This window comes from Achromobacter sp. FW305-C-28, from assembly GCF_058783235.1.
Genome location: NZ_JBYSYL010000015.1, coordinates 102,423 through 124,411 on the forward strand (window position 1 = coordinate 102,423; position 21,989 = coordinate 124,411).

21 protein-coding genes are annotated in these 21,989 nt (G+C 67.3%); 5 read left to right on the forward strand and 16 right to left on the reverse strand.

Going from position 1 to position 21,989, the window contains the following annotated elements; all coding sequences use genetic code 11:
• Positions 1-275: 275 nt before the first annotated feature.
• A complete protein-coding gene (locus AC3WMR_RS27595) occupies positions 276-617 on the forward strand; it encodes a PsiF family protein (RefSeq protein ID WP_492266273.1) in 342 nt (113 codons plus the stop codon).
• A gap of 70 nt (positions 618-687) precedes the next feature.
• On the opposite strand, the gene AC3WMR_RS27600 is transcribed toward AC3WMR_RS27595, so the two are convergent.
• The 6 genes from AC3WMR_RS27600 to AC3WMR_RS27625 are packed head-to-tail and all read right to left on the reverse strand — an operon-like array spanning position 688 to position 4,492.
• Positions 688-1,728 (reverse strand): cyclase family protein, encoded by a 1,041-nt coding sequence (locus tag AC3WMR_RS27600; protein ID WP_492266274.1) that lies wholly within the window; start codon positions 1,726-1,728, stop codon positions 688-690.
• Positions 1,729-1,733: 5 nt separating this feature from the next.
• The gene (pcaD, locus tag AC3WMR_RS27605; protein WP_492266275.1) at positions 1,734-2,513 is read right to left on the reverse strand and encodes a 3-oxoadipate enol-lactonase; all 780 of its coding nucleotides are present in this window, start codon (positions 2,511-2,513) and stop codon (positions 1,734-1,736) included.
• A gap of 52 nt (positions 2,514-2,565) precedes the next feature.
• Positions 2,566-2,862, reverse strand: coding sequence for a YciI family protein (locus AC3WMR_RS27610; RefSeq protein WP_492266276.1), 297 nt, complete (start codon positions 2,860-2,862; stop codon positions 2,566-2,568).
• 12 nt (positions 2,863-2,874) lie between these two features.
• On the reverse strand, positions 2,875-3,150 hold the full coding sequence (catC, locus tag AC3WMR_RS27615) for a muconolactone Delta-isomerase (RefSeq protein ID WP_175191666.1): 276 nt from the start codon (positions 3,148-3,150) through the stop codon (positions 2,875-2,877).
• Between the two features lie 11 nt (positions 3,151-3,161).
• A complete protein-coding gene (locus AC3WMR_RS27620; RefSeq protein ID WP_183002311.1) occupies positions 3,162-3,806 on the reverse strand; it encodes a 3-oxoacid CoA-transferase subunit B in 645 nt (214 codons plus the stop codon).
• On the reverse strand, positions 3,803-4,492 hold the full coding sequence (locus tag AC3WMR_RS27625) for a 3-oxoacid CoA-transferase subunit A (protein ID WP_025138288.1): 690 nt from the start codon (positions 4,490-4,492) through the stop codon (positions 3,803-3,805). Before AC3WMR_RS27625 ends, AC3WMR_RS27620 begins: the two co-directional genes overlap by 4 nt.
• A gap of 169 nt (positions 4,493-4,661) precedes the next feature.
• On the opposite strand from AC3WMR_RS27625, the gene AC3WMR_RS27630 reads away from it, so the two are divergent.
• Positions 4,662-5,444 carry an IclR family transcriptional regulator gene (locus AC3WMR_RS27630; RefSeq protein WP_492266277.1) on the forward strand — a complete coding sequence of 261 codons (783 nt, stop codon included), beginning with the start codon at positions 4,662-4,664 and terminating at the stop codon, positions 5,442-5,444.
• Positions 5,445-5,494: 50 nt separating this feature from the next.
• Here the strand turns inward: AC3WMR_RS27630 and AC3WMR_RS27635 are convergent, their stop codons facing one another.
• From AC3WMR_RS27635 to ppc, 7 genes are all read right to left on the reverse strand, one after another.
• Positions 5,495-6,223: an SDR family NAD(P)-dependent oxidoreductase gene (locus tag AC3WMR_RS27635; RefSeq protein ID WP_025138286.1), complete on the reverse strand. Its 729-nt coding sequence runs from the start codon at positions 6,221-6,223 to the stop codon at positions 5,495-5,497.
• 55 nt (positions 6,224-6,278) lie between these two features.
• Positions 6,279-7,619 (reverse strand): short-chain fatty acid transporter, encoded by a 1,341-nt coding sequence (locus AC3WMR_RS27640; protein WP_492266278.1) that lies wholly within the window; start codon positions 7,617-7,619, stop codon positions 6,279-6,281.
• Positions 7,620-7,805: 186 nt separating this feature from the next.
• Positions 7,806-8,741: a 3-hydroxyacyl-CoA dehydrogenase family protein gene (locus AC3WMR_RS27645; protein ID WP_492266279.1), complete on the reverse strand. Its 936-nt coding sequence runs from the start codon at positions 8,739-8,741 to the stop codon at positions 7,806-7,808.
• A gap of 254 nt (positions 8,742-8,995) precedes the next feature.
• Positions 8,996-11,467 (reverse strand): TonB-dependent siderophore receptor, encoded by a 2,472-nt coding sequence (locus AC3WMR_RS27650; protein WP_492266280.1) that lies wholly within the window; start codon positions 11,465-11,467, stop codon positions 8,996-8,998.
• Between the two features lie 113 nt (positions 11,468-11,580).
• On the reverse strand, positions 11,581-12,576 hold the full coding sequence (locus AC3WMR_RS27655) for a FecR domain-containing protein (RefSeq protein WP_492266281.1): 996 nt from the start codon (positions 12,574-12,576) through the stop codon (positions 11,581-11,583).
• 4 nt (positions 12,577-12,580) lie between these two features.
• Positions 12,581-13,102 (reverse strand): sigma-70 family RNA polymerase sigma factor, encoded by a 522-nt coding sequence (locus tag AC3WMR_RS27660; RefSeq protein WP_025138281.1) that lies wholly within the window; start codon positions 13,100-13,102, stop codon positions 12,581-12,583.
• 130 nt (positions 13,103-13,232) lie between these two features.
• Entirely contained in the window at positions 13,233-16,082 is a 2,850-nt protein-coding gene (gene ppc / locus AC3WMR_RS27665) for a phosphoenolpyruvate carboxylase (protein ID WP_492266282.1), read from the reverse strand.
• A gap of 168 nt (positions 16,083-16,250) precedes the next feature.
• Between ppc and queC the strand changes: the two genes are divergently transcribed.
• Positions 16,251-16,964, forward strand: coding sequence for a 7-cyano-7-deazaguanine synthase QueC (gene queC / locus AC3WMR_RS27670; protein WP_492266283.1), 714 nt, complete (start codon positions 16,251-16,253; stop codon positions 16,962-16,964).
• A 308-nt stretch (positions 16,965-17,272) separates the two neighbouring features.
• A complete protein-coding gene (locus tag AC3WMR_RS27675; protein WP_492266284.1) occupies positions 17,273-18,037 on the forward strand; it encodes a winged helix-turn-helix domain-containing protein in 765 nt (254 codons plus the stop codon).
• Here AC3WMR_RS27675 and AC3WMR_RS27680 read toward each other — a convergent pair.
• Positions 18,015-19,196 (reverse strand): MFS transporter, encoded by a 1,182-nt coding sequence (locus tag AC3WMR_RS27680; protein WP_492266285.1) that lies wholly within the window; start codon positions 19,194-19,196, stop codon positions 18,015-18,017. The genes AC3WMR_RS27675 and AC3WMR_RS27680 overlap by 23 nt on opposite strands.
• Positions 19,193-19,738, reverse strand: a complete 546-nt coding sequence (locus tag AC3WMR_RS27685; protein ID WP_492266286.1) for a GNAT family N-acetyltransferase — start codon at positions 19,736-19,738, stop codon at positions 19,193-19,195. Before AC3WMR_RS27685 ends, AC3WMR_RS27680 begins: the two co-directional genes overlap by 4 nt.
• Before the next feature lie 198 nt (positions 19,739-19,936).
• Between AC3WMR_RS27685 and AC3WMR_RS27690 the strand changes: the two genes are divergently transcribed.
• Positions 19,937-20,827, forward strand: coding sequence for a LysR family transcriptional regulator (locus AC3WMR_RS27690; RefSeq protein ID WP_492266287.1), 891 nt, complete (start codon positions 19,937-19,939; stop codon positions 20,825-20,827).
• Here AC3WMR_RS27690 and AC3WMR_RS27695 read toward each other — a convergent pair.
• Positions 20,775-21,812 carry a 2-isopropylmalate synthase gene (locus tag AC3WMR_RS27695; protein WP_492266288.1) on the reverse strand — a complete coding sequence of 346 codons (1,038 nt, stop codon included), beginning with the start codon at positions 21,810-21,812 and terminating at the stop codon, positions 20,775-20,777. The two genes, AC3WMR_RS27690 and AC3WMR_RS27695, sit on opposite strands and share 53 nt — an antisense overlap.
• Between the last annotated feature and the right edge of the window lie 177 nt (positions 21,813-21,989).

The following is a 21,989-nucleotide window of genomic DNA, read 5'->3' on the forward strand; positions in this document are numbered from 1 at the left end:
GCGCATTTTCGGGGCCGTTGGTGCGCGGGCGTTACGGTGAGTTGTGGCGAAGTTGCCGCGCTCTCTCGGCCGGATTCGCGGTGTGTGCCCAGGCGTTTTTGCTGCGCCTTTCCGCAAGCTGAACGGCGGCGCGGGCGTTAGCATTTGTTGTCTTTTGGGCGCTTGCGAAGCGGTCTGGTTTGTCCGATGATGACCGGGCCGGCACCTTGGCCGGCGGAACGTGCGGCCCGGTTGTGCGCGTGGATGGCGTCGGCGGGCGCTCAAGGGAGGAACCCATGCTTTCCCGTACTAGCCAGTTGGCTTCGGCCATTGTGTTGTCCGCCTGCTGCCTGGGCGCCGCCTATGCCCAGACGCCCGCCGCCACCACGCCCGCTCCCGCCAAGACGCCTACCGCGCAGCAGCAGCGCATGGCCGATTGCAACAAGTCGGCGGAAGGCAAGAAGGGCGACGATCGCAAGACCTACATGAGCGCGTGCCTGAAGGGCGAGGCCCCGGCGCCCGCCAAGCAGCTGACGCCGCAGCAGCAGAAGATGAAGGACTGCAACGCCAAGGCCGGCGAACAGAAGCTGACCGGCGACAAGCGCAAGACGTTCATGAGCACCTGCCTGAAGGGCTGAACGCCGCTTGATGCAAAAAAAGCGCCGACCGTTGAAAGGGTCGGCGCTTTTTTTTGGGGGATACCGTGGTTTACACCGTCGCGATCGGCGTGACCGGGGACCCGATCGCGTGCGGCAGGCGCAGCGGCGGGGCGGTCAGCATGAAGCGGTGGCGGCCGTTGGCGTGCAGCCAGTCGGCCAGGTCTTTGAGATACCAGAGTTCGGCCAGGGGCAGGCCCAGCTTGAACAGGCAGTGGTGGTGCAGCGGCAGCATGGCGCGCGGGCCGGTCTTTTCGCGGGCGGGGTAGGCCTCGACCGCGTAGTTGTCGGCGCAGATGGCGGCGATGCCGCTGTCGGTGATCCATTGCAGCAGCGCGGCATCGGTGCCGTCCAGCGCGGCGCCGTAGGTGTGCAGCACCTGGGCGTCCGGTGTGCCGTTCATGGCGACGACCGCCTCGGCGTAGCCGGTGCGCAGCACCAGCATGTCGCCGGGTTCGACCTCGATGTGGTCGGTGGTCAGCACGTGCATGAGTTCGGCGTGGCCGATCAGCGTGCGGCCGGGGCCATAGTGGCGCAACAGGTCGACCAGTACGCCGCGGCCCTGCATGCCTTTCTGGGCCAGGTTTTCCACGCCCAGCTTCAGTGCGGCCGACGGGCCGCCGCTGTTGCAGCCGCAGCCGGTGTGGTCGCCATCGGCCGGGCCCAGCACGTCCACGCCGGCCTGAAAGCCGTTGTAGTAGCGCAGTTCAGGCTTGCCGTCGCCGTCGGCGTCGAACAGCGCGCCCACGTGCGCCAGGGCGTCCCACTGGGTGGAATACTGCATGGACAGCAGCACCTGATCGTCGCTCAGCACGTCCACCGCATCGGGGTTGACGTTGCGCAGGGGGAAGTTCAGGTAGGGCGTGTCCTGCAGCTTCGTCGGGCTCAGCTGCGGCGGATGTCGGCGCGGGTTGAGCACGTTGCCGCCAGGCAGGTCCAGGGGCAGGGACAGGCAGAACGTCTGGCCGGCGCGGATTTCGCGTGCGCCCTTCAAGACTTGTTCTTCGGTGATGAGATTCAGGCGGCCGAGTTGGTCGTCGGGTCCGAAGTCGCCCCAGTTGGAGCCTTCGGGCCGGTGGGTCCAGCGCTGCATGCGGTTTACTCCGTCAGGAAGTCGACGACCGCGCGGGTGAAGGCTTCCGGTTGCTCCCAGTTGGAAATATGGGAGGTATTCAATTCCAGGTACTGCGCGCCGGCGATGGCATCGGTCAGTTCGCGGCCCTGGGCGGGTGTGGCGGCCAGGTCGTGGGTGCTGGCGATGACCAGCGTGGGGGCCTTGATGGCCGACACCTGTTCGCGGAAATCGGCGTCGCGCAGCGCGGCGCAGTTGCCCGAATAGCCGGCGTCGGGCGTGCGGCGCAGCATGTCGATCAGCACTTGGGTCAGGCCCGGTTCGGCGGCGCGGTAGTCGTCGGTCAGCCAGCGCTGGACCAGCGTGGGCGCCATCTTTTCCAGCGTCTGCTCGGCCACGGCGGCGATGCGGGTGCTCCAGCCTTCGGCCGAGCCAATGCGCGCGGCGGTGTTGCACAGGATCAGCTTGCTGATCAGTTCGGGGCGGTTCAGCGCCAGCCACAGGCCGGTGGGGCCGCCCATCGACAGGCCGCAGAAGTGCGCCTGCTTGATGTTCAGGTGGGCCAGCAGTTCGGCGACGTCGTTGCCCAGCTGCGCGAAGGTGTATTCGCCATCCGGCACCGAGGATTTGCCATGCCCGCGGGTGTCGTAGCGCAGCACGCGAAAGTGCTTGCTCAATTCGGGCACCTGGCGCGCCCACATGTCGGCGCAGGTGCCGAGCGAATTGGACAGCACCAGCACCGGCGCGTCGGCGGGGCCGTCGATGACGTAGAACAGCCTTGCCTGGCTGAGATCGGCGTAAGACATGGGGAAATCCTCGGGAATGGGCAACGGCCGCCCGGGGGCGGCCGTGTCTTGATTACAGATGGCAGGTGCCGTTGACGTAGGCTTTGCGCCAGCGGGTGATGGTCACGTGGTCAAACAGCTGGGCATGGGCGAACGGGTCGGCATCGATGAACTGCTGCGCGGCTTCGCGCGTGTCCAGGTCGACGATGTACAGGCCGCCGCCCGCATCCGTGCCGTCGTCCTGCAGCTTGGCGCCGCAGGCCAGCAGCAGGTGCTTGTTGGCATCCAGGTATTCCAGGTGCGCGGCGCGGTGCTGCTGGCGCACGGCCTGGTGGCCGGGCTTGTCGAAGGTTTCGATGATGTAGGGCATGGGCGGCTCCGGTCAGATCGCGGACGGGTGGCGCGCCAGCGCCGTGACGTTGATGTCCATGTACGGGAACAGCGGCAGCGACGACAGCAGCGTGTGCAGTTCGTCGTTGCTTTCGACGTCGAAGATGCTGACGTTGGCGTAGCGGCCGACCACGCGCCACAGGCTCTTCCATTTGCCATCGCGTTGCAGTTGCTGCGCCAGGGCCTTTTCGTCGGCCTTGAGTTTGTCGGCGCGTTCAGCCGGCATGTCGACGGGCAGGTTGACTTGCATTTGAACCATGAACAGCATTGCTTATCTCCTTATTGGGAAAACTTCAGCGGCAGGCCGGTCAGGCGCAGCAGCTCATCGGCGGTGATGTCGCCGAACATGTCGATGACGGTCACGCCGTCGGCGCGGATGTCGAACACGGCCACGTCGGTGTACACGCGCGACACGCAGCGCACGCCGGTCAGCGGATAGGTGCAGGCCTCGACCAGCTTGCTCTGGCCTTCGCGGGTGGTCAGTTCCATCATGACGAATACGTCCTTGGCGCCGATGGCCAGGTCCATCGCGCCGCCCACGGCGGGGATGGCGTCGGGCGCGCCGGTGTGCCAGTTGGCCAGGTCGCCGTGCTGCGACACTTGGAAGGCGCCCAGCACGCAGATGTCCAGGTGGCCGCCGCGCATCATGGCGAACGAGTCGGCATGGTGGAAGAACGAGCAGCCAGGCAGCTCGGTGACGGGCTGCTTGCCGGCATTGATCAGGTCGTAGTCTTCTTCGCCCTTGGCCGGAGCCGGGCCCATGCCCAGCATGCCATTTTCGGTATGCAGGATGACTTCGCGGTCGGCCGGCAGATGATTGGCCACCAAGGTGGGCAGGCCGATACCGAGGTTGACGTAGGCGCCTTCAGGGATGTCCTGGGCGACGCGGGCGGCGATCTGGTCGCGGGTCAGTTTGGTGCTCATTGCTGCTCCTTGGCGGCCGGGGTGGCGTCGATCTGCACGACGCGCTGCACGAAGATGCCGGGGGTGACGACGGTTTCCGGGTCCAGCGTGCCCAGTTCGACGACTTCACGCACTTGGGCCACGGCCACGCGCGCGGCGCTGGCCATGATGGGGCCGAAGTTGCGGGCCGTCTTGCGGTACACCAGGTTGCCCCAGCGGTCGCCGCGCTCGGCCTTGATGAGCGCATAGTCGGCATGCAGCGGATATTCCAGCACGTACTGGCGGCCGTTGATTTCGCGGGTTTCCTTGCCGTCGGCCAGCGGGGTGCCGTAGCCGGTGGGCGAGAAGAACGCGCCGATGCCGGCGCCGGCGGCGCGGATGCGCTCGGCCAGGTTGCCTTGGGGCACCAGTTCAAGTTCGATCTTGCCGCTGCGGTACAGGCCGTCGAAGATCTGCGAATCCACCTGGCGCGGGAACGAGCAGATGATCTTGCGCACGCGGTTGGCGCCGAGCAGGGCGGCCAGGCCGGTGGTGCCGTTGCCGGCGTTGTTGTTGATGATGACCAGGTCTTTCGCGCCTTGTTCGAGCAGGGCGTCGATCAGTTCCATGGGCTGGCCGGCGGTGCCGAAGCCGCCGATCATGACGGTGGCGCCGTCGGGGACGTCGGCGAGGGCGGCCGCCGCGCTTGCAACAAGCTTAGAAATCATGGTGTTCGCTCATAGGTGGCGTGTCATAATTTGTTCTTAATTAGAACTTTCGTTCTTCTGAAGAACATCGTTTCATGGGGAGTGTCGACCGTCAAGGCAAGCCGGCGCGGTGCGATCCCCCCCGTTCAGGGTTGCCGGCAACGGCAACGCTTTTTTTCGCGGTAGACGGATGGCCGAGCAAGAAACCCAGCAACCCAGCGACAGCTACGTTCAATCCTTTGCGCGCGGCCTGTCCGTGATCCGGGCCTTCGGCCCCGAGCGTTCGCAGATGACCTTGTCCGAGGTCGCCGCCGTCACCGGCCTGACCCGCGCGGGCGCGCGCCGCATCCTGTTGACGCTCGAACATCTGGGCTACGTCACGGTCGAAGACCGCAAATTCGCCCTGACCCCGCGCATCCTGGAACTGGGCTACGCCTATCTGTCGGGCACGCCGCTGTGGAACCTGGCGCTGCCCTACATGGAAGAAGTGGCCGAACTGACGCGCGAGTCGTGTTCCGTGTCGGTGCTGGAAGGCGCGGACATCGTCTACATCCTGCGGCTGTCGACGCACAAGGTCATGACCATCAACCTGGCGGTGGGCAGCCGGCTGCCGGCATGGGCCACGTCGATGGGCCGGGTGCTGCTGGCGGGCTTGTCCGCCACCGAGCTGGACCGGGTGCTGGCCATCAGCCAGATCCAGGCCTATACGCCGCACACCGTGACCGACGTCGCCGAACTGAAGCGGCTGCTGGCCGGCGTGCGCGCCGACGGCTACGCCTGCGTCGCGCAGGAACTGGAACCCGGCCTGCAATCGGTGGCCGTGCCCATCGTGGACCGCAGCGGCCGCGTGATCGCGGCCATGAACGTCAGCGGCCATGCCAATCGCTTTTCGCGCGAGGAAATGCTGGCCGCCTTCCTGCCGCCGCTGCGCCGCGCCGCCGATCAGATCAACCACGCGCTGCTGCGCCGCTAGGCGGCGCGAACGCGCGGTGAATAGGTGGCGGGCGCGCATGGCGGCGGGCCTCAGATCGGGGCGACGCCCAGCGTCGTGCCGCCGCAGACATACAGCATCTGGCCGGTGACGAAGCCGTTGTCGGGCGACAGGAAGAACATCGCGGCGCGCGCCACGTCTTCGGGCGTGCCCAGGCGCTTGACCACGATGCTGTTGATGATGCGTTCGGTCTGGGGCGCGCCGGCCGGATTGCTCTTGGTGAACAAGTCGGTGGCAATCGGCCCGGGGCCGATGGCGTTGACGGTGATGCCGTCGCCGCCCAGTTCCATGGCCAGCGTGCGCGTCAGCCCGACCAGACCCGCCTTGGTGGCCGAATAGACCACGCGGTCCGGCTTGCCCAGTGCGGCGCGCGACGACATGTTGACGATGCGGCCGAAGCCGGCTTCGCGCATGGCGGGCAGCGCGGCCTGCACCAGGATCAGCGCGGTGCGCAGATGCAGGTTCACCACATAGTCCAGATCGGCCAGCGTGGCCGTGTCGGCGGTGCCCGGGCGCGTGGCGCCGGCATTGTTCACCAGCCCGACGATGTTGTAGGCGGCGGTGACTTCGGCGGCGACCGCCTTGGTACGCGCTTCATCGGTCAGGTCGGCCTGGTACGACACCAGCCCGGCCGGCGGATTCTCGGGCAGCTTGTAGTCGATATTGACCACCTTGTGCCCCGCGTCCAGCAGCATGCGGATGATGGCGGCGCCGATCCCGGCGCTGCCGCCGGTCACGAGATATGCGGTAGGTTTGCTCATATCGGTTTCCCGTTCCAGTCTTTGTTGCGCGGCGCCCCGCGGGGCGCCGCGGCTATCAGTGGGTGAGATATCCCCAGGCCAGCACGGCGGTGATGTGGATCACGCCCACCCACAGCATCATGATGACCGTGTAGCCCATCACGTCGCGCAGCTTCAGCTTGGACAGCGCCAGGGCCGGCAGGATCCAGAAGGGCTGCACCAGGTCGTTCCAGGCGTTGCCCAGCATCACGGCCATGGTGGTCTGGTTCAGCGCGCTGCCGATTTCGCGGGCGGCATCGATCATGAACGGACCCTGGATGACCCAGTGGCCGCCGGCCGATGGCGCGAAGAAGTTGATGACGAACGAACTGATCAGGCCCCAGAACGGCAGCGTGGCCGGCGTGGCGACGTCGACGAAGACCTTGGAGATGGTGGTGACCAGGCCCGAGGCGGCCATGATGGCCATGATGCCGGCGTAGAACGGGTACTGCAGGATGATGCCCGAGATCGTCTTGATGCCTTCGGTCAGCTTGGCCACGTAAGCGGCCGGCGTGCCCAGCAGGATGATGCCCAGGAACAGGATGATGAAGTTGATCAGGTTCAGGTCGAGCGAACCGCCGTCGACGAAGTGGAACGCCACGTAGGCCACGCCCAGCGCGCCGATCAGCAGGCTGAGGATGCGGCTGTTGTTGAGCTTGGAGGCAATGGTGCCTTTTTCCAGCATGTCTTCGGCCGCGTTGGACGCGTTGGCGTCACGGTCGATGGCCGGGTCCACTTCGACGATCTTCTCGCCCTTCTTCGGGTGCAGCCAGGCGTTGAGCAGCGGCAGCGTCACGATGATGACCAGGCTGGTGATCAGCATGGGCACCGAGAAGATGGTTTCGGTCAGCGGGATGATGCCCATCTGCTTGGCCGTGGGGTGGCCGGGGGTGGCGACCAGCACGGGGATACTGGCGGACAGGCCCAGGCCGTACATGGTGAAGCCGCTGTAGGCCGAGGCGATGATCAGGGGGTAGTGCACGCCCTTGACCTTCAGTGCCAGCTTCTTGGCGACGATGCCGCCGATGACCAGGCCGAAGCCCCAGTTCAGGTAGCTGCCCACGCCGCCTACCAGGGTGGCGACGATGATGGCGGTGTGCGGCTTGTGCACGTGGCTGACGATGCGGTTGAGCAGGCGGTCGGTCAGCGGCGCGGTGGCCAGCACGTAGCCCATGGCCAGGATCACGGCCATCTGGGTGGTGAATGCCAGGAGGCTCCAGAAGCCCTTGCCCCAGGCGCGGGTGACGTCGCCGATGCCCTGGCCTTCGATGCCCATGGCCAGCAGCACGGTGAGCAAGGTCAGCGCGATCGCGAAAACGAAAGGATCGGGCAGATACTTGCGCATCAGCTCAGTAAAAAAAGATGCCAATTTATTCATGATGCCTCCAACGAACTCCGGTAAGGCGTATTGCTCTGGTGTCTTGCGCCGCGACGCGCCGGGTAGGGGCGCGCAGCGGGTGGGACGATCGGTTTCTTTGTGTGGTGGGCTCGTGGCCCGCTGGCGCGTCTGGCGGGTTGCCGCGCGCCTTATGTAATGGGTATTCGGGGTGCCTGCGGGCCGGCGTCAGGAATCGCCGGCTTTCTGGTTCAGCCACGCGGCCAGTTCGCCCAGGGCAGCGCTTTTCTCGCGCAGCACCTGTTCGCGGCGCTCGGGGCTCCAGGTGTAGAAGCCCTGGCCGCTCTTGGCGCCCAACTGGCCCTGTTCGACCTTGCTCGTGAGCAGGTGGGACGGCGTGGTGCGGTTTTCGAGGTCTTGGTAGAGATAGCTGGCAATGGCGTGATGCACGTCGATGCCGTTCATGTCGCGCTGTTCGAGCGGGCCGGACAGGGCCAGGCGGATGCCGAGGCTCCATTTCACGACTTCGTCGATGTCTTCGGCGCTGGCCACGCCCTTTTCCAGCAGCGAGATGGCTTCGCGGGCCAGGGCGTGCTGGATGCGGTTGGCGATGAAGCCGGGGATGTCCTGGCGCACCAGCACGGGCCGCTTGCCGCCAAAGCGCAGGGTGGCCATGACGCGGGCGACGGTGTCTTCGGACGTGTCGTCGTTGCGCACGACCTCGACCAGCGGGATGACGTCGGCAGGCGTGAAGAAGTGGGTGCCCACGAAGCGGTCGCGGCGCGCCACGGCGCTGGCGATGGCGTTGATGGACAGGCCCGAGGTGTTGGTGGCGAAGATGGCCTGGGGCGGACACAGGGCGTCGAGCTTGGCGAACAGGCTGCGCTTGAGTTCCAGGTTTTCCGGGACGGCCTCGATGATGAGGTCGCTGCCGACGGCGGCGGACAGGTCGGATTCCATGCGGATGCGCTGCAGGGTCTCTTGCACCTGGCCGGGGGCGTAGACGTTGAGCTGGCGTTCGATGGTGCCGCGGGCGCGTTCGAGGGCGCCGGCCATCGGATCAATCAGGACGATGTTCAGTCCCTTCGAGGCGAAGAGGGCGGCGATGCCGCTGCCCATGGCGCCGGCGCCGATGACGGCGAGATGCTTGAGGGGAGTATCCATGAGGGTTCGCTTGGGCCTTACATGGCGCGCGGCAGGCAGCACAGGCGGAACCAGGGAAATGCGATCTGTCTCTTCCGTCGGTGTCTTCCTGTGCGCGGGCCAGAAAAATCGTTGTGTTCTATATACGAACATTTGTGCGTATATAGAATTTCTGAGGAAGATAGTACTAAAAGTTGCCGGGGGTGGACAAATGGGGTTTTTGGGGTGTACGCCAGGTGGACGGCGGGGGCGATTCGCCCCCGCCGGTCGCGGCGTTACCAGCGATAGCTTGCCGTGCCGATCACCCGGCGCGGCTCGCCATAGAAGCAGCCGTAGGTGCAGCTGCCGATGTAGGTCTTGTCGGCCAGGTTGGTGGCGTTGAGCGCGAACCGCCATGGTCCGGTGGTGTAGCTGACCATGGCATCGAGCAACGTGAACGACGGCACCTCGACCGCCGTGCCGTGCGCCATGCCACGCGTGCTGCCGACATAGCGCACGCCCGCGCCGACCCGCAGCCCCGGCAGGCCGAAGGCGCCGAAGCCATAGTCGCCCCACACCGAGAATTGATTGAAGGGCACCGAGTTCAGGCGCTTGCCGACCTCGTCGGGCTGCAGCGGGCTGGCCTTGAGCGTGCGCGCATCGGTATAGGCGTAGGCGGCGATCAGGTTGGCGTGGCGGCCGACGCGGGTGCGGGCTTCCAGTTCCAGGCCGCGTGCACGGGCCTGTCCGGCCTGGATTTGATAGTTCGTGTCGAGCGGGTCGGCCACGGTCACGTTCTTGCGCGTCAGCTGATAGATCGCCGCGGACAGCATGGTATCCGACCCCGCCGGCTGGTAGCGCAGGCCGGCCTCGTATTGTTGCCCGGTGGTGGGCTTGAAGCGGTTGCCCTGGCGATCCTGGCCGCTGGTCGGCTCGAACGATTCGCTGTAGCTCAGGAACGGCGCGAGGCCATTGTCGGCCAGGTAGACCACGCCGGCGCGGCCGGTGAAGGCCTGGCTCTTTTCATTGTCCGCGAGCTTTTCACCCGTGAAGAAATTGCGCTCGTTGACCGTGACCCAGTCGTGCCGCCCCCCCAGCAGCACGACCCATTTGTCGGCGATCTTGATCTGATCCTGGAGATAGACCCCCAGACGTTTCATGTCGCTTTTCGAGGACGATCCCGGGAACGGTTGCGCGGGCCCCAGGGGCACGCCGTAGACCGGGTCGTAGAGATCGATGTTGTTGTTGGCGCGCACATAGCGCTCGGTCTCATGCTTGGGCAGCGAATAGTCCAGGCCGGCCAGCCACGTGTGGTGCAGCGGGCCGGTATCCAGGTCGTACTGCAGCGACGTGTCGGCCACCACCGCGGATGAACGGTCCCAGCGCGGCATGGCGCCGCGGTCGGCCGTGTGGCGCTGGTCGGCTTGCAACTGCCAGATGTCGGTAGAGAAATAGGTGCTGTCTGCGTGGAAGTAGCGCACGCTGTTGCGCAGCTTGAGCTGGTCCGTGAACGCGTGTTCGAACAGGTAGCCGACCGAATAGCGCTTCATGACGAATTTGTCGAAGCCGGGTTCGCCGGTGTAGCGGTTGCGGGGGATCTTGCCGTTGATGTTTGGCAGCACCGTGCCCTGGGCCGGCAGGCCATAGACATAGGCCGTGCGGTCTTCCTGGTATTCCGCCAGCAGCGTCAGGGACGTGGCATCGGTGGGCTGCCACTTGAGCGCCGGGGCCACATAGGTTCGGTCATCCGGGACGTAATCGATGAAGGCGTCGCTGTCGCGCTTGAGGGCGGTCAGGCGGTATGACCATTTGCCCTCGTCGTCGAGGGCGCCGCCAAAGTCGCCGGAAATCTGCTTGCGGCGAAAGTTGCCCGCCTCGATGTTCAGTTCATGCAGCGGTTCGACAGTGGGCCGCTTGCTGACCGTGTTGATCACGCCGCCCGGCGGCGCGGCACCATAGAGTACCGAGGCTGCGCCTTTGAGGAATTCGACCCGTTCCAGGCCGTAAAGCTCCTGGCGCCCGTTGTAGATGTTCACTGTGTACAACGTACCGTCGCGGAAATAGTTGCCCTGGCTGCCACGAAAGCCGCGCAGGAACAGGCTGTCGGAGGTACGGTCCTGGCCTTCCGCGCGGCTCACGCCCGCCACGTAGCCCAGCGCGTCCTGCAGGCTCTGCGCCTTGAGCGTTTCGATTTCTTCCGCCCCCACCACCGTGATCGATTGGGGCGTTTCGATGATGGGCGTGTCAGTCTTGGTGCCGGTGGCACTGACGCGGGCGGCGTAGCCATGCAGCGGACCGGTGGCGCTTTCCGGCCGTGCGGTGACGGTGACGGCCTCCAGCGTGGTGGCGTCCGATGACGCGGTTGGCGCGCGCACGAGGGTGTAGCTGCCGTTGGCTTCGCGCCGGGCTTGCAGGCCGTGGCCCCGCAGCAGCGCCGCGAAACCCTCGCCCACGGTGTAGGTTCCGGCGATGCCGTCGCTGCGCTTGCCTTGCAGCAGGCCGTCGTTCATGGTCAGTTCGACGCCCGCCGCGCTGGCATAGGCATTGAGCGCCTGGCTGAGCGGGCCGGCGGCCACGCTGTAGGGGCGGCGGGCCTCGGTGCTGGCTTGGGCCTGCGCCAGCGGAGCGGTGGCGCAGGCGGCCAGCCCGCCGCCCATCAAGAGCGCCAGCCGGATCGTGGCGGCGCGCTGCGAGGCGGCGAAGCGACGAAGCGGGCGGGAAGACGGTGCGGCAGGAGGGCGGCGACGGAACGGCGGGTGAACGGACATGAAGTAAGCCTTGCTGATCGGGTCGAGGAAAAAAGGGAGACACCCTGTATCCCGAACGAGCCGGCCTGAGGGACAAGCGATCGCGAAGAAAAGTTGTAACGGCGGTGCGGGCGTCAGTCTGCGGGACGATCCGCCGCGCGCAGCGTGACCCAATAGCGCGTGCGATACACGACGGCCACCGGTAGCCCCCGCGTCAGGTTCTCCAGCGCCCTGTCGGTGTCGCGCAGTGAAAACACGCCGCTCACGCGCAGGTCGGCGACCACAGGGTCGCAGCGCACGACGCCGGACCGGTAGCGCGCCAGTTCGGCGGTGAAGTCCTCCAGCCGCATGCCGTCGGCCACCAGCAGGCCCCGGCTCCAGGCGGCCGCCTCTTCGTTCACGGCCGCGGGCGGCTCGACGCGGTCGCGCGAAAAGCGCGAGCCCTGGCCCGCATCCAGGCGGACGGTCTGGCCCGGCGCGTCCATGGGTCGGATTTCAACCGCGCCTTCGAACACCGCCACGCGCGTGGCGTCGTCGTCATCGCGCACGCTGTAGCGCGTGCCCAGCGCCTGGACCGAGCCGTGCTGCGTGCGGACCAGAAAGGGGCGTGCCAGGGCGGCGGTATCGGGCGCGGTGGCAATCAGGATTTCGCCTGCGCGCAGCACCACCAGGCGTTCCGTATCGGAAAAGCGCAGGTCGATGGCCGACGCGGTGGACAGGGTGACGCGCGTGCCGTCCGGCAGGGTCAGGTCGCGGATCTCGCCGGTGGCGCTGCGATAGTCGGCTGCTGCGCGCTGCCAGATGCCGGTGCTGCGTGCGGCATAGCCGGCGCCCAGCACGATCACTCCCAGGCTCAGCGCGCGCAGGGCGCGGCGCCGGCCGGCGCTGGTCGCGGGTCGGCGCAGGGCATGGCGGGCGGCGTCCCGAGGCAAGCCCAAAAGCTTGCCCTCGAACGCCAGCAGGCGCTGCCAGGCCTGTTCGTGATCGGGGTGCCCGGCGCGCCAGCGGGCGCAGTCGGTGCGGTCCTGGTCGGTGACGTCGTCCGACCACAACTGGGCGATCCATTCGGCCGCCTGCTGCAGGATGGCGGGGTCCAGGGTCGGTTGGGCTACGCGGGAGGCGTCTGTCATGGTGTCAACCGTGCGCTGCCCACTGCGCCTGGTAGCAGGCCAGCAGGGCGGCAGCGATGTACTTCTTTACTGATGACACCGACACGCCCAGCCGCGCCGCGATGTCGCTATAGGGCAGGCCGTCCAGCTTGCACAGCAGCAGCGCCTCGCGCGCCTTGGCCGGCAACTGGTTGAGGATGGCGTCGATCTCGACCAGGGCCTCGATGACCAGCGCGCGCGCTTCTTCCGACGGCGCCTGCGGGCGCGGCAGGTGGGCGATGGTTTCCAGGTAGGCGGCTTCGATCTGGCGGCGGCGGTGCAGGTCGATCACCAGGCAGCGGGCGATCTGCGCCAGATGCTGGCGCGACTGGTGCGGTTCGGGCAGGCGGCCGCTGTGCAGGATGCGCAGGTAGGTGTCGTGCGCCAGGTCGGCCGCGTCCCAGGCGTCGCCCAGCCGCCGCCGCAACCAGCTGCGCAGCCAGCCATGGTGTTCGGCATACAGGCTCTCGATGCCCTGTCGCGGCACGGCGGATTCGGGGGGGGACATGGCACGGCCTCCGGCGCAAAGGCATGCGGAAGGCCCGGCGCAATGAGATGAGAATAATACTCATTTTACAGCGTAGGCCGGCGCTCCCGCAATGCATGGCCGGGCGCCGGGCCCAGCCATGCGCGGTCACTCAACCCGAGTTGCGCAACCCGGCGGCGATGCCGTTGATGGTCAGGTGGATCGCGCGTTGCACGCGTTCGTCGGCGTCGGGGTTGGGGTGCTTCAGCGCCGCGCGGTGGCGGCGGATCAGGTCGATCTGCAGGTAGTTCAGCGGGTCGATGTAGGCGAAGCGTTCGCGCAGCGAGTCTTGCAGCGTGGGGTTGTCGGCCAGGAGCTCGCGGCGGGTCAGCAGTTTCAGCATGGCCAGTGTGCGCGCGTGCTCGGCGCTGATCTGGCCGAAGATCCTTTCGCGTAAACCGCGCTGGGGCACGAGCTGGGCGTAGCGGGCGGCAATGGCCAGGTCGGATTTGGCCAGCACCATTTCCATATTGGACAGCAGGGTGCGGAACGCGGGCCAGTCCTGCGCCATTTCTCGGAGTTGGGCGAGGCGGCCGCGCTTGGACCGCGGGGCGTCGGGGGCGCCGGTTTCCAGGTAGGCCTCGATGGCCGAACCCATGCCGTACCAGCCGGTGAGCATCAGGCGGCATTGGGCCCAGGAAAAGCCCCAGGGGATGGCGCGCAGGTCTTCGATGCGCTGGCCCTTCTTGCGGGAAGCGGGGCGCGAGCCGATGTTCAGGCCGGCGATTTCGGCAATGGGGGTGGCGGCGAAGAAGTATTCGGCAAAGCGCGGCGTGTCGTAGACCAGGCCGCGGTAGCTGCGCTGCGCGGTTTCGGACATGAACGTCATGGCGGGGCCGTGGTGGGCCATGTGGGCGTCTTCGGCGCTGGTGGCTTCGGCGCGCGGCGCCAGGCTGGATTCCAGGGTGGCCGCGACCAGCAGTTCCAGGTGCCAGCGGCCGACCTCGGCGTCCTTGTATTTGCTCTGGATGACTTCGCCCTGTTCGGTCAGGCGGATCTGGCCGGCGACCGTGCCGGGCGGCTGGGCAAGGATGGCGTCGAAGCTGGAGCCGCCGCCCCGGCCGACCGAGCCGCCGCGGCCATGGAACAGGCGCAGCCGCACGTGGCGCGCGGAAAAGACGTCGACCAGGGCGCGTTCGGCCTGGTAGAGCGACCAGTTGGACGTGAGGAAGCCGCCGTCCTTGTTGCTGTCGGAATAGCCCAGCATGACTTCCTGGGCGCCGTTCTGCGCCTGCTTCACGCGCTGACGGATTTCGGGCAGGTCGAGCCATGCGGCCATGATGTCGGCGCCGCGCTGCAAATCGGGAATGGTCTCGAACAGCGGCACGACCATCAGGCCGTCTTCGGACGGAATGTCCTGGCCCGCGGGGGCGATCAGGCCGGCCTCTTTCTGCAGCACCATGACTTCAAGCAGGTCGCTGAGGGTTTCTGTGTGCGAGACGATGGTCTGGCGCACGGCCTGCTTGCCGTAGCGCCGGCGGCCGGCGGCGGCGGCGCGCAGCACGGCCAGTTCGCGGGTGGTGTCTTCGCTGTAGGCGATCCAGGGCGAGGCCAGTGGTCGGGCCTGCGCCAGTTCGGCGCGCAGCAGCGCGACGCGGGCGGTTTCGTCCAAGGCCAGGTAGTCCAGCGGCTGGCCGTCGTGGGTGGCGCCTGCGCGGGTGAACAGTTCAGCCAGCGCGCGTTCGTGCACGTCGGAGCTTTGGCGCAGGTCGACGCTGGCCAGGTGAAAGCCGAACACTTCCACGGCCTGTTGCAGGCCGGCCAGGCGCAGCTTGCCGATGGGGGCGCCGTGGTGAGCGGCCAGCGATGCGGCGATGACGGCCAGGTCGGCGGCCAGTTCCTGGGGCACATCGTACGGCGCGGCGGCCACCGTGCTGCGCCGGGCCAGGTTCTGGCCGGTCAGGCGCAGGGCGGTGGCCGCCAGGCGGGCGTAGACGCCGACCAGCGCGCGGCGGTAGGGTTCGTCGCTGCGGTGGGGGGAGTCGTCGCCGCTGCGGTCGGCCAGGGCCAGCAGGTCGGCATCGGCGGCGATGAGCAGGGTGGTGATGGAAAGCTCGGCGCCCAGTGCGTGGACTTCCTGCAGGTAGTGCTCGAACAGCACGGTGGCCTGGCGCAGCAGGGCGCGTTCAAGCGTGCCGGCATCGACGTTGGGGTTGCCGTCGCGGTCGCCGCCGATCCAGCTGCCCATGCGCAGGAAGGGTTCCAGCGGCGCGGGCGGGGCGGCAAAGGGCTTGGGGCCGTCGCGGTTCAGCAGCTTGGACAGGTCGGCGTACACGCGCGGAATGACGGGCAGGAAGGTGCTGCGGTAGTACGACAGCGCGTTCTCGATTTCGTCGGCCACCGTCAGGCGGGTGTAGCGCAACATGCGGGTCTGCCACAGCGTGGCAACGCGGCCGAGCAGCGCGGCGTCGAGTTCGGCCAGTTCTTCGGGGGTGAGCGGCGTGTCACGCTGGGCCAGCGCGGTGGCGATTTCGCGGTGCACGTCCAGCGTACTCTTGCGCTGCACTTCGGTGGGGTGGGCCGTCAGCACGGGCATGACGCAGGCATCGGCCAGCAGGCGGCGGATGCGCGCGGCCGATACGCCTTGGCGGCCCAGCGCCTGCACGGCATCGCGCAGGCTGCCGCGCGCGGGGGCGTCACCCGTCAGGGCGCGGGCCCGTTGACGGCGGTTCTGGTCGCGGTCTTCGGCAATGTTGGCCAGGTGCAGGAAATAGCTGAAGGCGCGCGCGACCGAGTTCGGGTCGCTGCCTTCCAGGCGCTTGACGCGCTGTTCCAGCAGCTTGCCGTCGGCATCGTTGCCTTCGCGGCGGAATTTGACGGCGGTGCGGCGCAGCGTTTCGATGGTGTCGAAGACGCGTTTGCCTTCGCATTCGGCGATGACTTCGCCCAGTAACCGGCCTAGCAGCCGGATGTCGTGACGCAAGGGTTCTGCTGAATCGGACTGCGGGCGGCTGGCATTCATCGGGCGGGAGATCCGTCGGGCTGCGGGAATGGGAAGGGTGGGAACGTGCGCGCTACTGTGAAACCGTGATGAAAAACGGATCGATTTTACGCAGGCTTCCTTACGGGAAAGGCGCGTGGCTGCGGTAAAGTCTGGCCTATCCCTTCGTCTTTCCAGAAACCCCCTTTCATGCAAAATCACCAACGTCGCGCGCTCGTGCTGTTTTCGGGCGGCCAGGATTCCACCACTTGCCTGGCTTGGGCGCTGGACCGCTATGCCCATGTGGAAACCGTGGCGTTCGACTACGGCCAACGCCACCGCATCGAGCTCGATGCGCGCCTGAACGTGCTGCGCGAATTCCGCGCGCGCTTTCCCGATTGGGCGCCGCGTCTGGGCGAAGACCATCTGCTGGACCTGAAGGTGCTGGGCCAGGTGGGCGACACCGCCATGACCAGCGACCGCGCCATCGAAATGCAGGCCAACGGCTTGCCCAATACCTTCGTGCCGGGCCGCAACCTGTTATTCCTGACGCTGGCCGCCGCGCTGGGCTACCGACGCCAGCTGGACGTGCTGGTGGGCGGCATGTGCGAAACCGATTTTTCCGGCTACCCCGATTGCCGCGACGACACCATCAAGGCGCAGCAGGTGGCGCTGGGCCTGGGCTTGGGCAGCCGGGTCACGATCGAAACCCCGCTGATGTGGATCGACAAGTCCGAAACCTGGGCGTTGGCGCACACCTTGGGCGGCGACGCGCTGGTCGAGACCATCGTCGAAGAAAGCCACACCTGCTACCTGGGCGAACGCGGCGCGCGGCATGCCTGGGGCTATGGATGCGGCACCTGCCCGGCCTGCAAGCTGCGGGTGGCGGGCTGGGAAAAATGGGTGGCGGCCAAAGAGGCCTGATCGGCCGCGGTGGCGGATGCCCCCGCACCGCGTGCGGGCGGTCTGCAATCCAGCATTGCAGAACCGCGCGCAGGCATCAGACATGTACTGCCGCGGATATCGCTACGTTTCGCCGATCGCTGAATTCTATTTCGATATATTGAATATTCTTCATTTTAAAATGAGAAATATTCAATGATTTGTTCGGTTTGGAACGCTGTTTAAGGATTGAGTGCGCTTTTTTTGCGACCCTGTTCCAGGTGTTGAGATGCAAATAAACATTTCAATACCGTTCGATGGAAAGGCGTCATTAATCAGGGCTCAATCTCATGAATCGGTCGCGCATCATCCTTATCTTCGACAACGAATTTGCCAAGCAGGGCATCTCGAATTCCCTGGAGCAGATCGGTTTCGTCCTGAACCCCGTTTCGTTGCAGGACTCGGCGCCACCGCGCCAGCCCGGCGACATCCAGGTGCACCTGTGCCTGCCGCGGGACCTGGACATCACGATCGGGCAGTTGCGGGCTCGCTTCTCGCATTCCACCATCATCGCCATCCGCAATATCGAAAGCCCGGCCGTGCGCATCAATGCGCTTCTGGCCGGCGCCGACAGTTGCTACGGCAGCAGCATCAGTTACAGCGAGGTTGCCGCCGCAATCCAGTCGGCGCAGCGCAAGCTGTCGCTGTGCCTGCCTGCGCAACCGGCGGCGCGGCGTGCCGAGGCGGCGGCGTGCCAGCCGCAATCCAGCGTGGCGGACAAGGCCTGGCGCCTGTGCGATAACGAATGGACCTTGCTGTCGCCCGCGGGCTCGGGCGTGAACCTGACGCCGATGGAGCGGGCGGTGCTCAAGGGCATGCAGGGGCACCCCGACAAGGTCGTGCGCCGCAGCGATTTCGCGGTCGACGACATGGACATTCCGGGCAATGGGCGCGCGCTGGACCTGGTCATCAGCCGCCTCAAGCGCAAGGGTGAGGCGGCGGGGCTGTCGATCCCGATCCGCAGCATGCGCGGGTCGGGCTATTCGTTTTCGGGCGCGCTGGTGCAGGACGCGGACGATGGCCGTGCGCCCATCATTCTCGCGTCCGGGCGATGAAGCGCCAGCGCAACGCCAGCGCCGCGGCCAGGATGGCCGTGGCCAGGCCGGCCGACAGCCCCATTGCTGCGCGCGCGCCGTGCTGCGCGACCACATAGGCATAGGCTACCGGCGCGGCTGCGGTCAAGAGGAAGCTGGGGATGAGCAGGGCGCCCACCAGCGCGCCGTAGCTGCGAAAGTCGAACAATGCCAGCGGCAACGTGCCGCGGGTGATGGTCATCAGGCCGTTGCAGGCGCCGTAAAGCAAGGCGTAGGCGGCCAGCGCGAGCAGGCTGCCGCCGGAAAGCAGCGCCAGTCCGAAGCACAGCGGCAACAGCGCCGCCACCGCGAGCGTGAGTGTCAGCGGATGCAGCCGCGAGCCCAGCGCCACGTCGGCCAGCCGCGAGGCGAACTGCCCGACGCCCCACAGGGCCGCGATGTTCACGGCGACCGCGCCGGCCAGGCCCAGCCCCGACAGCAACGGAATCAGATGAGCCGCGTTGCCGGCCGCCAGGAAGTTGGTGAGCATGGCGATCGCCGCGTACAACAGGCCGGCCAGGCGGCGGTCGGCCTTGCTGCGCACCAAGCCCGCGCCGGCTTTTCCGGCATCCAGGAGAGGGGCGGCGTAGCGGGCGCGCGGCAGCGCCAGGTAGAGCGGCAGCGTGGCCAGCGCCAACGCGCCATAGGCCAGCACAGCGCCGCGCCAGCCCAGCCAGCCCGACAGCGCATGGCCCACCGGCCACATCACGGTGGATGCCAGTCCGCCGAACAGCGTGATCTGCGACATGGGCCGCCGCGCGGCAGGCCCGGCGGCGCGCGCCAGTGACGCGAAGGCAGCGTCGTACAGGCACAGCCGCATGCCCACGCCCAGCAGCATCCAGGCTGCGAAGTACGTCACGACGCCGTGGGTGGCGGCCAGCGCGGCGCAGCCGGCGGCGGCCAATACGGCGCCCGCGGGCATGACGCGGTGGCCGCCCCAGTGGTCGACCGCGCGGCCGGCCAGCGGCGACACCAGCGCCATAACCACGATGGCCGCCGAGAAGCCGCCGTACACGGTGGCGGCGTTCCAGCCCAGGTCCGCGGCCATGTCCGGGCCCAGCGCACCGATCAGGTAGAAGGTGACGCCCCAGCCGATTAGCTGGGTCAGCCCCAGGCAGACGATGGCCCGCGGGGCGATCACGGGCGTTGCGGCGGCGTCGCGTCGCCCTCGCCCAGCGCGCGTTGCATCAGCACCGTGTCGCGCCATTCGCCATGCTTGTGGCCCACCGACCGCAGCGTGCCGACCGGATGAAAGCCCTGGCGCGCATGCACCGCCAGCGAGGCGGCATTGCGGCTGTCTCCCACCACCGCCAGCATCTGGCGCCAGCCGGCCGCGGTGCAGCGGTCGATCAGCGCGGCCAGCAGCTTGCCGCCGATGCCCAGGCCGGCGCGGCCGGTCTTGACGTAGACGGAGTCTTCGACGGTGTGGCGATAAGCCGGGCGCGGACGGTAGGCGGTGACGTAGGCATAGCCCACGACTTCGCCGTTGATCTCGGCCACCAGGTAGGGCATTTCCTTTTCGAGGATGCCGGCGCGCCGCTGGCGCATTTCGGCAATGGACGGCGGGTCCAGTTCGAACGACGCGGTGCCGTGCTGCACGTGGTGCGCGTAGATGGCCTTGATGGCGGGCAGGTCGGCTTCCGCGCTATCGCGGATCAGTACGGTGGGGGCGGGTTGCGACATGGAAACGGAACGCGAAAAGTGTGGGCAGGCAAAGCGCCATGCAGGCAGGACAAGCAGCCGCCAGTGTGGCGCAATGCCATGCATAAATAAAGCTTTGGTTTATTATGAAAATCATAAGTAAAACTTTGGTTTGTGCCGCCCCTTAGCCGGTCGCCATGGGGCACGGCACGGGGCCGGGAAATCTCACGGAGCGGGCACATGCGCGGACTCAACCTGGACGCCCTGCGCACCTTTGCGCAGGTCATCGAACTGGGCAGCTTTTCGGCGGCCGCCGAGCGCGGCGGTATCACGCAGCCGGCGGTCAGCCTGCAGGTGCGTCAACTGGAACGCCGCTTCGGCCTGAAGCTGGTCGAACGCGTGGGCCGCCGCGCAGGCCCCACCGCCGCCGGCCTGGAATTGCTGACCCACATCCGCGCCATCGATGCCGCCCTGGCGCAGGCCGAACAGGCCATGACGGCGCATGCCTCCCAGGTGACGGGCCGGGTGCGTCTGGGCACCGGCGCCACCGCCTGCACTTACTTGCTGCCCCCCCTGCTGGCCGACCTGCGGCGCCGTTTTCCGGCGCTGGACGTGGTGGCCAGCACCGGCAACACGGCCGACATGCTGCGCGGACTGGAGAGCAATACGCTCGATATCGGCCTGGTGACGCTGCCGGCGCCGGGCCGCATGATCGAGGCCACGCCGGTACTCGAAGACGAGTTCGTGGCGATCTTTCCCGCGCGGGGCGCGCTGGCCATTCCCGATACGGCCACGCCGCAGGCCTTGGCCGCGCTGCCGCTGGTGTTGTTCGAACCGGGGGCGCGCACCCGCCGGCTGGTGGACGACTGGTTCGACACCGCGGGCGTGGCGGCCAAGCCGGTGATGGAACTGGGCAGCACCGAGGCCATGAAGGAAATCGTGGCTGCCGGCCTGGGCTGCGCGGTGCTGCCCAGGCTGGCGGTGTCAGGCGCGGGCCAGCGCAGCGCCTTGGTCGTGCGGTCGTTGACGCCGCGCCTGTCGCGCACGCTGGCCATCGTCGTGCGGCGCGACAAGCCGCTCAGCCGGGGCTTGCGGCACCTGCAAGAGGCTTTGCTGGCGCTGCGGTGCTGAACGCATAGGGGTGGAATACGTCCACCGGCAACTGGTTGCACGCCTGGACACAATCGCGCACGGCCGCCATGTCCGTGAAGTCCAGGCCGCTGGCGATGCCTTGCCTGTCCAGATTCATGGCCAGCGTCACCAGGTCGACGTTGCCGGTGCGTTCGCCGTTGCCGAACAGGCAGCCTTCCACGCGGTCGGCGCCGGCCAGCACCGCCAGTTCAGCCGAGGCCACGGCGGTGCCGCGATCATTGTGCGGATGCACGCTCAGCACGATGCTGTCGCGCCGCGCCAGGTGCCGGTGCATCCATTCGATCTGGTCTGCATAGACGTTGGCGCTGCTGCATTCCACGGTGGACGGCAGGTTGATGATCATCTTGCGTTCGGGCGTGGGCCCCCAGATGGCGCTGACCGCGTCGCAGACCTCCAGCGCGAAATCCAGTTCGGCCAGGCTGAAAGTCTCGGGCGAATACTCGTAAGTCCACGCCGTATCCGGGTGCGCATCGGCCAGCGCGCGGATCTGGCGCGTGCCGGCCAGGGCGATCTCCTTGATCTCGGCGCGGCTCATGCCGAAGACGATGCGGCGCCACTGCGGCGCGATGGGGTTGTACAGGTGCACGATGGCGCGGGGCGCGCCGCGCAGCGACTCGAAGGTGCGGGCGATCAGGTCGGGGCGCGATTGCGTCAGCACTTCAATGGTGACGTCGTCCGGAATGCGCTGCTCTTCGATCAGCTTGCGCACGAAATTGAAGTCGGTGTCCGAGGCCGACGGAAAGGCCACCTCGATTTCCTTGAGTCCCACGGCCACCAGTTGCTCGAAGAAGCGCAGCTTGCGGGCCGCGTCCATCGGTTCGATCAGGGCCTGGTTGCCGTCGCGCATATCGGTGCTCATCCACACGGGCGGCGCTTGCAGGCGCCGGCTGGGCCAGGTGCGCTGGGCGTAGTCGTGCGTGAAGGGTTGGACAGGGCGGTATTTGTGTTGGGGATGGTCAAGCATGCAAACCTCCGGCCGCGCGGGAGCGCGCGGCGTGTGTGGGCCGCCGGTCTGGGGCGGTCGGGCAAGGGAGGTGGCGAACGGGCCCTTCAGAGGGCCCGGGGCTGCCGGGCGGCCACGGGGCGCAAGGCCCGGCAACCGCGCGCTAGTCGTAGCGCGGCACGCTGTCGCTGCGCAGCC

Bases quoted from the DNA above. Each gene is read 5' to 3' on its own strand.
- queC (WP_492266283.1), top strand. From the start codon at position 16,251: ATGCAAAATCACCAACGTCGCGCGCTCGTGCTGTTTTCGGGCGGCCAG.
- AC3WMR_RS27600 (WP_492266274.1), bottom strand. From the start codon at position 1,728: ATGCAGCGCTGGACCCACCGGCCCGAAGGCTCCAACTGGGGCGACTTC.
- AC3WMR_RS27610 (WP_492266276.1), bottom strand. From the start codon at position 2,862: ATGCCCTACATCATCGAAACCTTCGACAAGCCCGGCCACCAGGCCGTG.
- AC3WMR_RS27685 (WP_492266286.1), bottom strand. From the start codon at position 19,738: ATGTCGCAACCCGCCCCCACCGTACTGATCCGCGATAGCGCGGAAGCC.
- pcaD (WP_492266275.1), bottom strand. From the start codon at position 2,513: ATGTCTTACGCCGATCTCAGCCAGGCAAGGCTGTTCTACGTCATCGAC.
- AC3WMR_RS27690 (WP_492266287.1), top strand. From the start codon at position 19,937: ATGCGCGGACTCAACCTGGACGCCCTGCGCACCTTTGCGCAGGTCATC.
- AC3WMR_RS27650 (WP_492266280.1), bottom strand. From the start codon at position 11,467: ATGTCCGTTCACCCGCCGTTCCGTCGCCGCCCTCCTGCCGCACCGTCT.
- AC3WMR_RS27630 (WP_492266277.1), top strand. From the start codon at position 4,662: ATGGCCGAGCAAGAAACCCAGCAACCCAGCGACAGCTACGTTCAATCC.
- ppc (WP_492266282.1), bottom strand. From the start codon at position 16,082: ATGAATGCCAGCCGCCCGCAGTCCGATTCAGCAGAACCCTTGCGTCAC.
- AC3WMR_RS27595 (WP_492266273.1), top strand. From the start codon at position 276: ATGCTTTCCCGTACTAGCCAGTTGGCTTCGGCCATTGTGTTGTCCGCC.
- AC3WMR_RS27695 (WP_492266288.1), bottom strand. From the start codon at position 21,812: ATGCTTGACCATCCCCAACACAAATACCGCCCTGTCCAACCCTTCACG.
- AC3WMR_RS27635 (WP_025138286.1), bottom strand. From the start codon at position 6,223: ATGAGCAAACCTACCGCATATCTCGTGACCGGCGGCAGCGCCGGGATC.
- AC3WMR_RS27640 (WP_492266278.1), bottom strand. From the start codon at position 7,619: ATGAATAAATTGGCATCTTTTTTTACTGAGCTGATGCGCAAGTATCTG.
- catC (WP_175191666.1), bottom strand. From the start codon at position 3,150: ATGCTGTTCATGGTTCAAATGCAAGTCAACCTGCCCGTCGACATGCCG.
- AC3WMR_RS27620 (WP_183002311.1), bottom strand. From the start codon at position 3,806: ATGAGCACCAAACTGACCCGCGACCAGATCGCCGCCCGCGTCGCCCAG.
- AC3WMR_RS27625 (WP_025138288.1), bottom strand. From the start codon at position 4,492: ATGATTTCTAAGCTTGTTGCAAGCGCGGCGGCCGCCCTCGCCGACGTC.
- AC3WMR_RS27675 (WP_492266284.1), top strand. From the start codon at position 17,273: ATGAATCGGTCGCGCATCATCCTTATCTTCGACAACGAATTTGCCAAG.
- AC3WMR_RS27660 (WP_025138281.1), bottom strand. From the start codon at position 13,102: ATGTCCCCCCCCGAATCCGCCGTGCCGCGACAGGGCATCGAGAGCCTG.
- AC3WMR_RS27655 (WP_492266281.1), bottom strand. From the start codon at position 12,576: ATGACAGACGCCTCCCGCGTAGCCCAACCGACCCTGGACCCCGCCATC.
- AC3WMR_RS27645 (WP_492266279.1), bottom strand. From the start codon at position 8,741: ATGGATACTCCCCTCAAGCATCTCGCCGTCATCGGCGCCGGCGCCATG.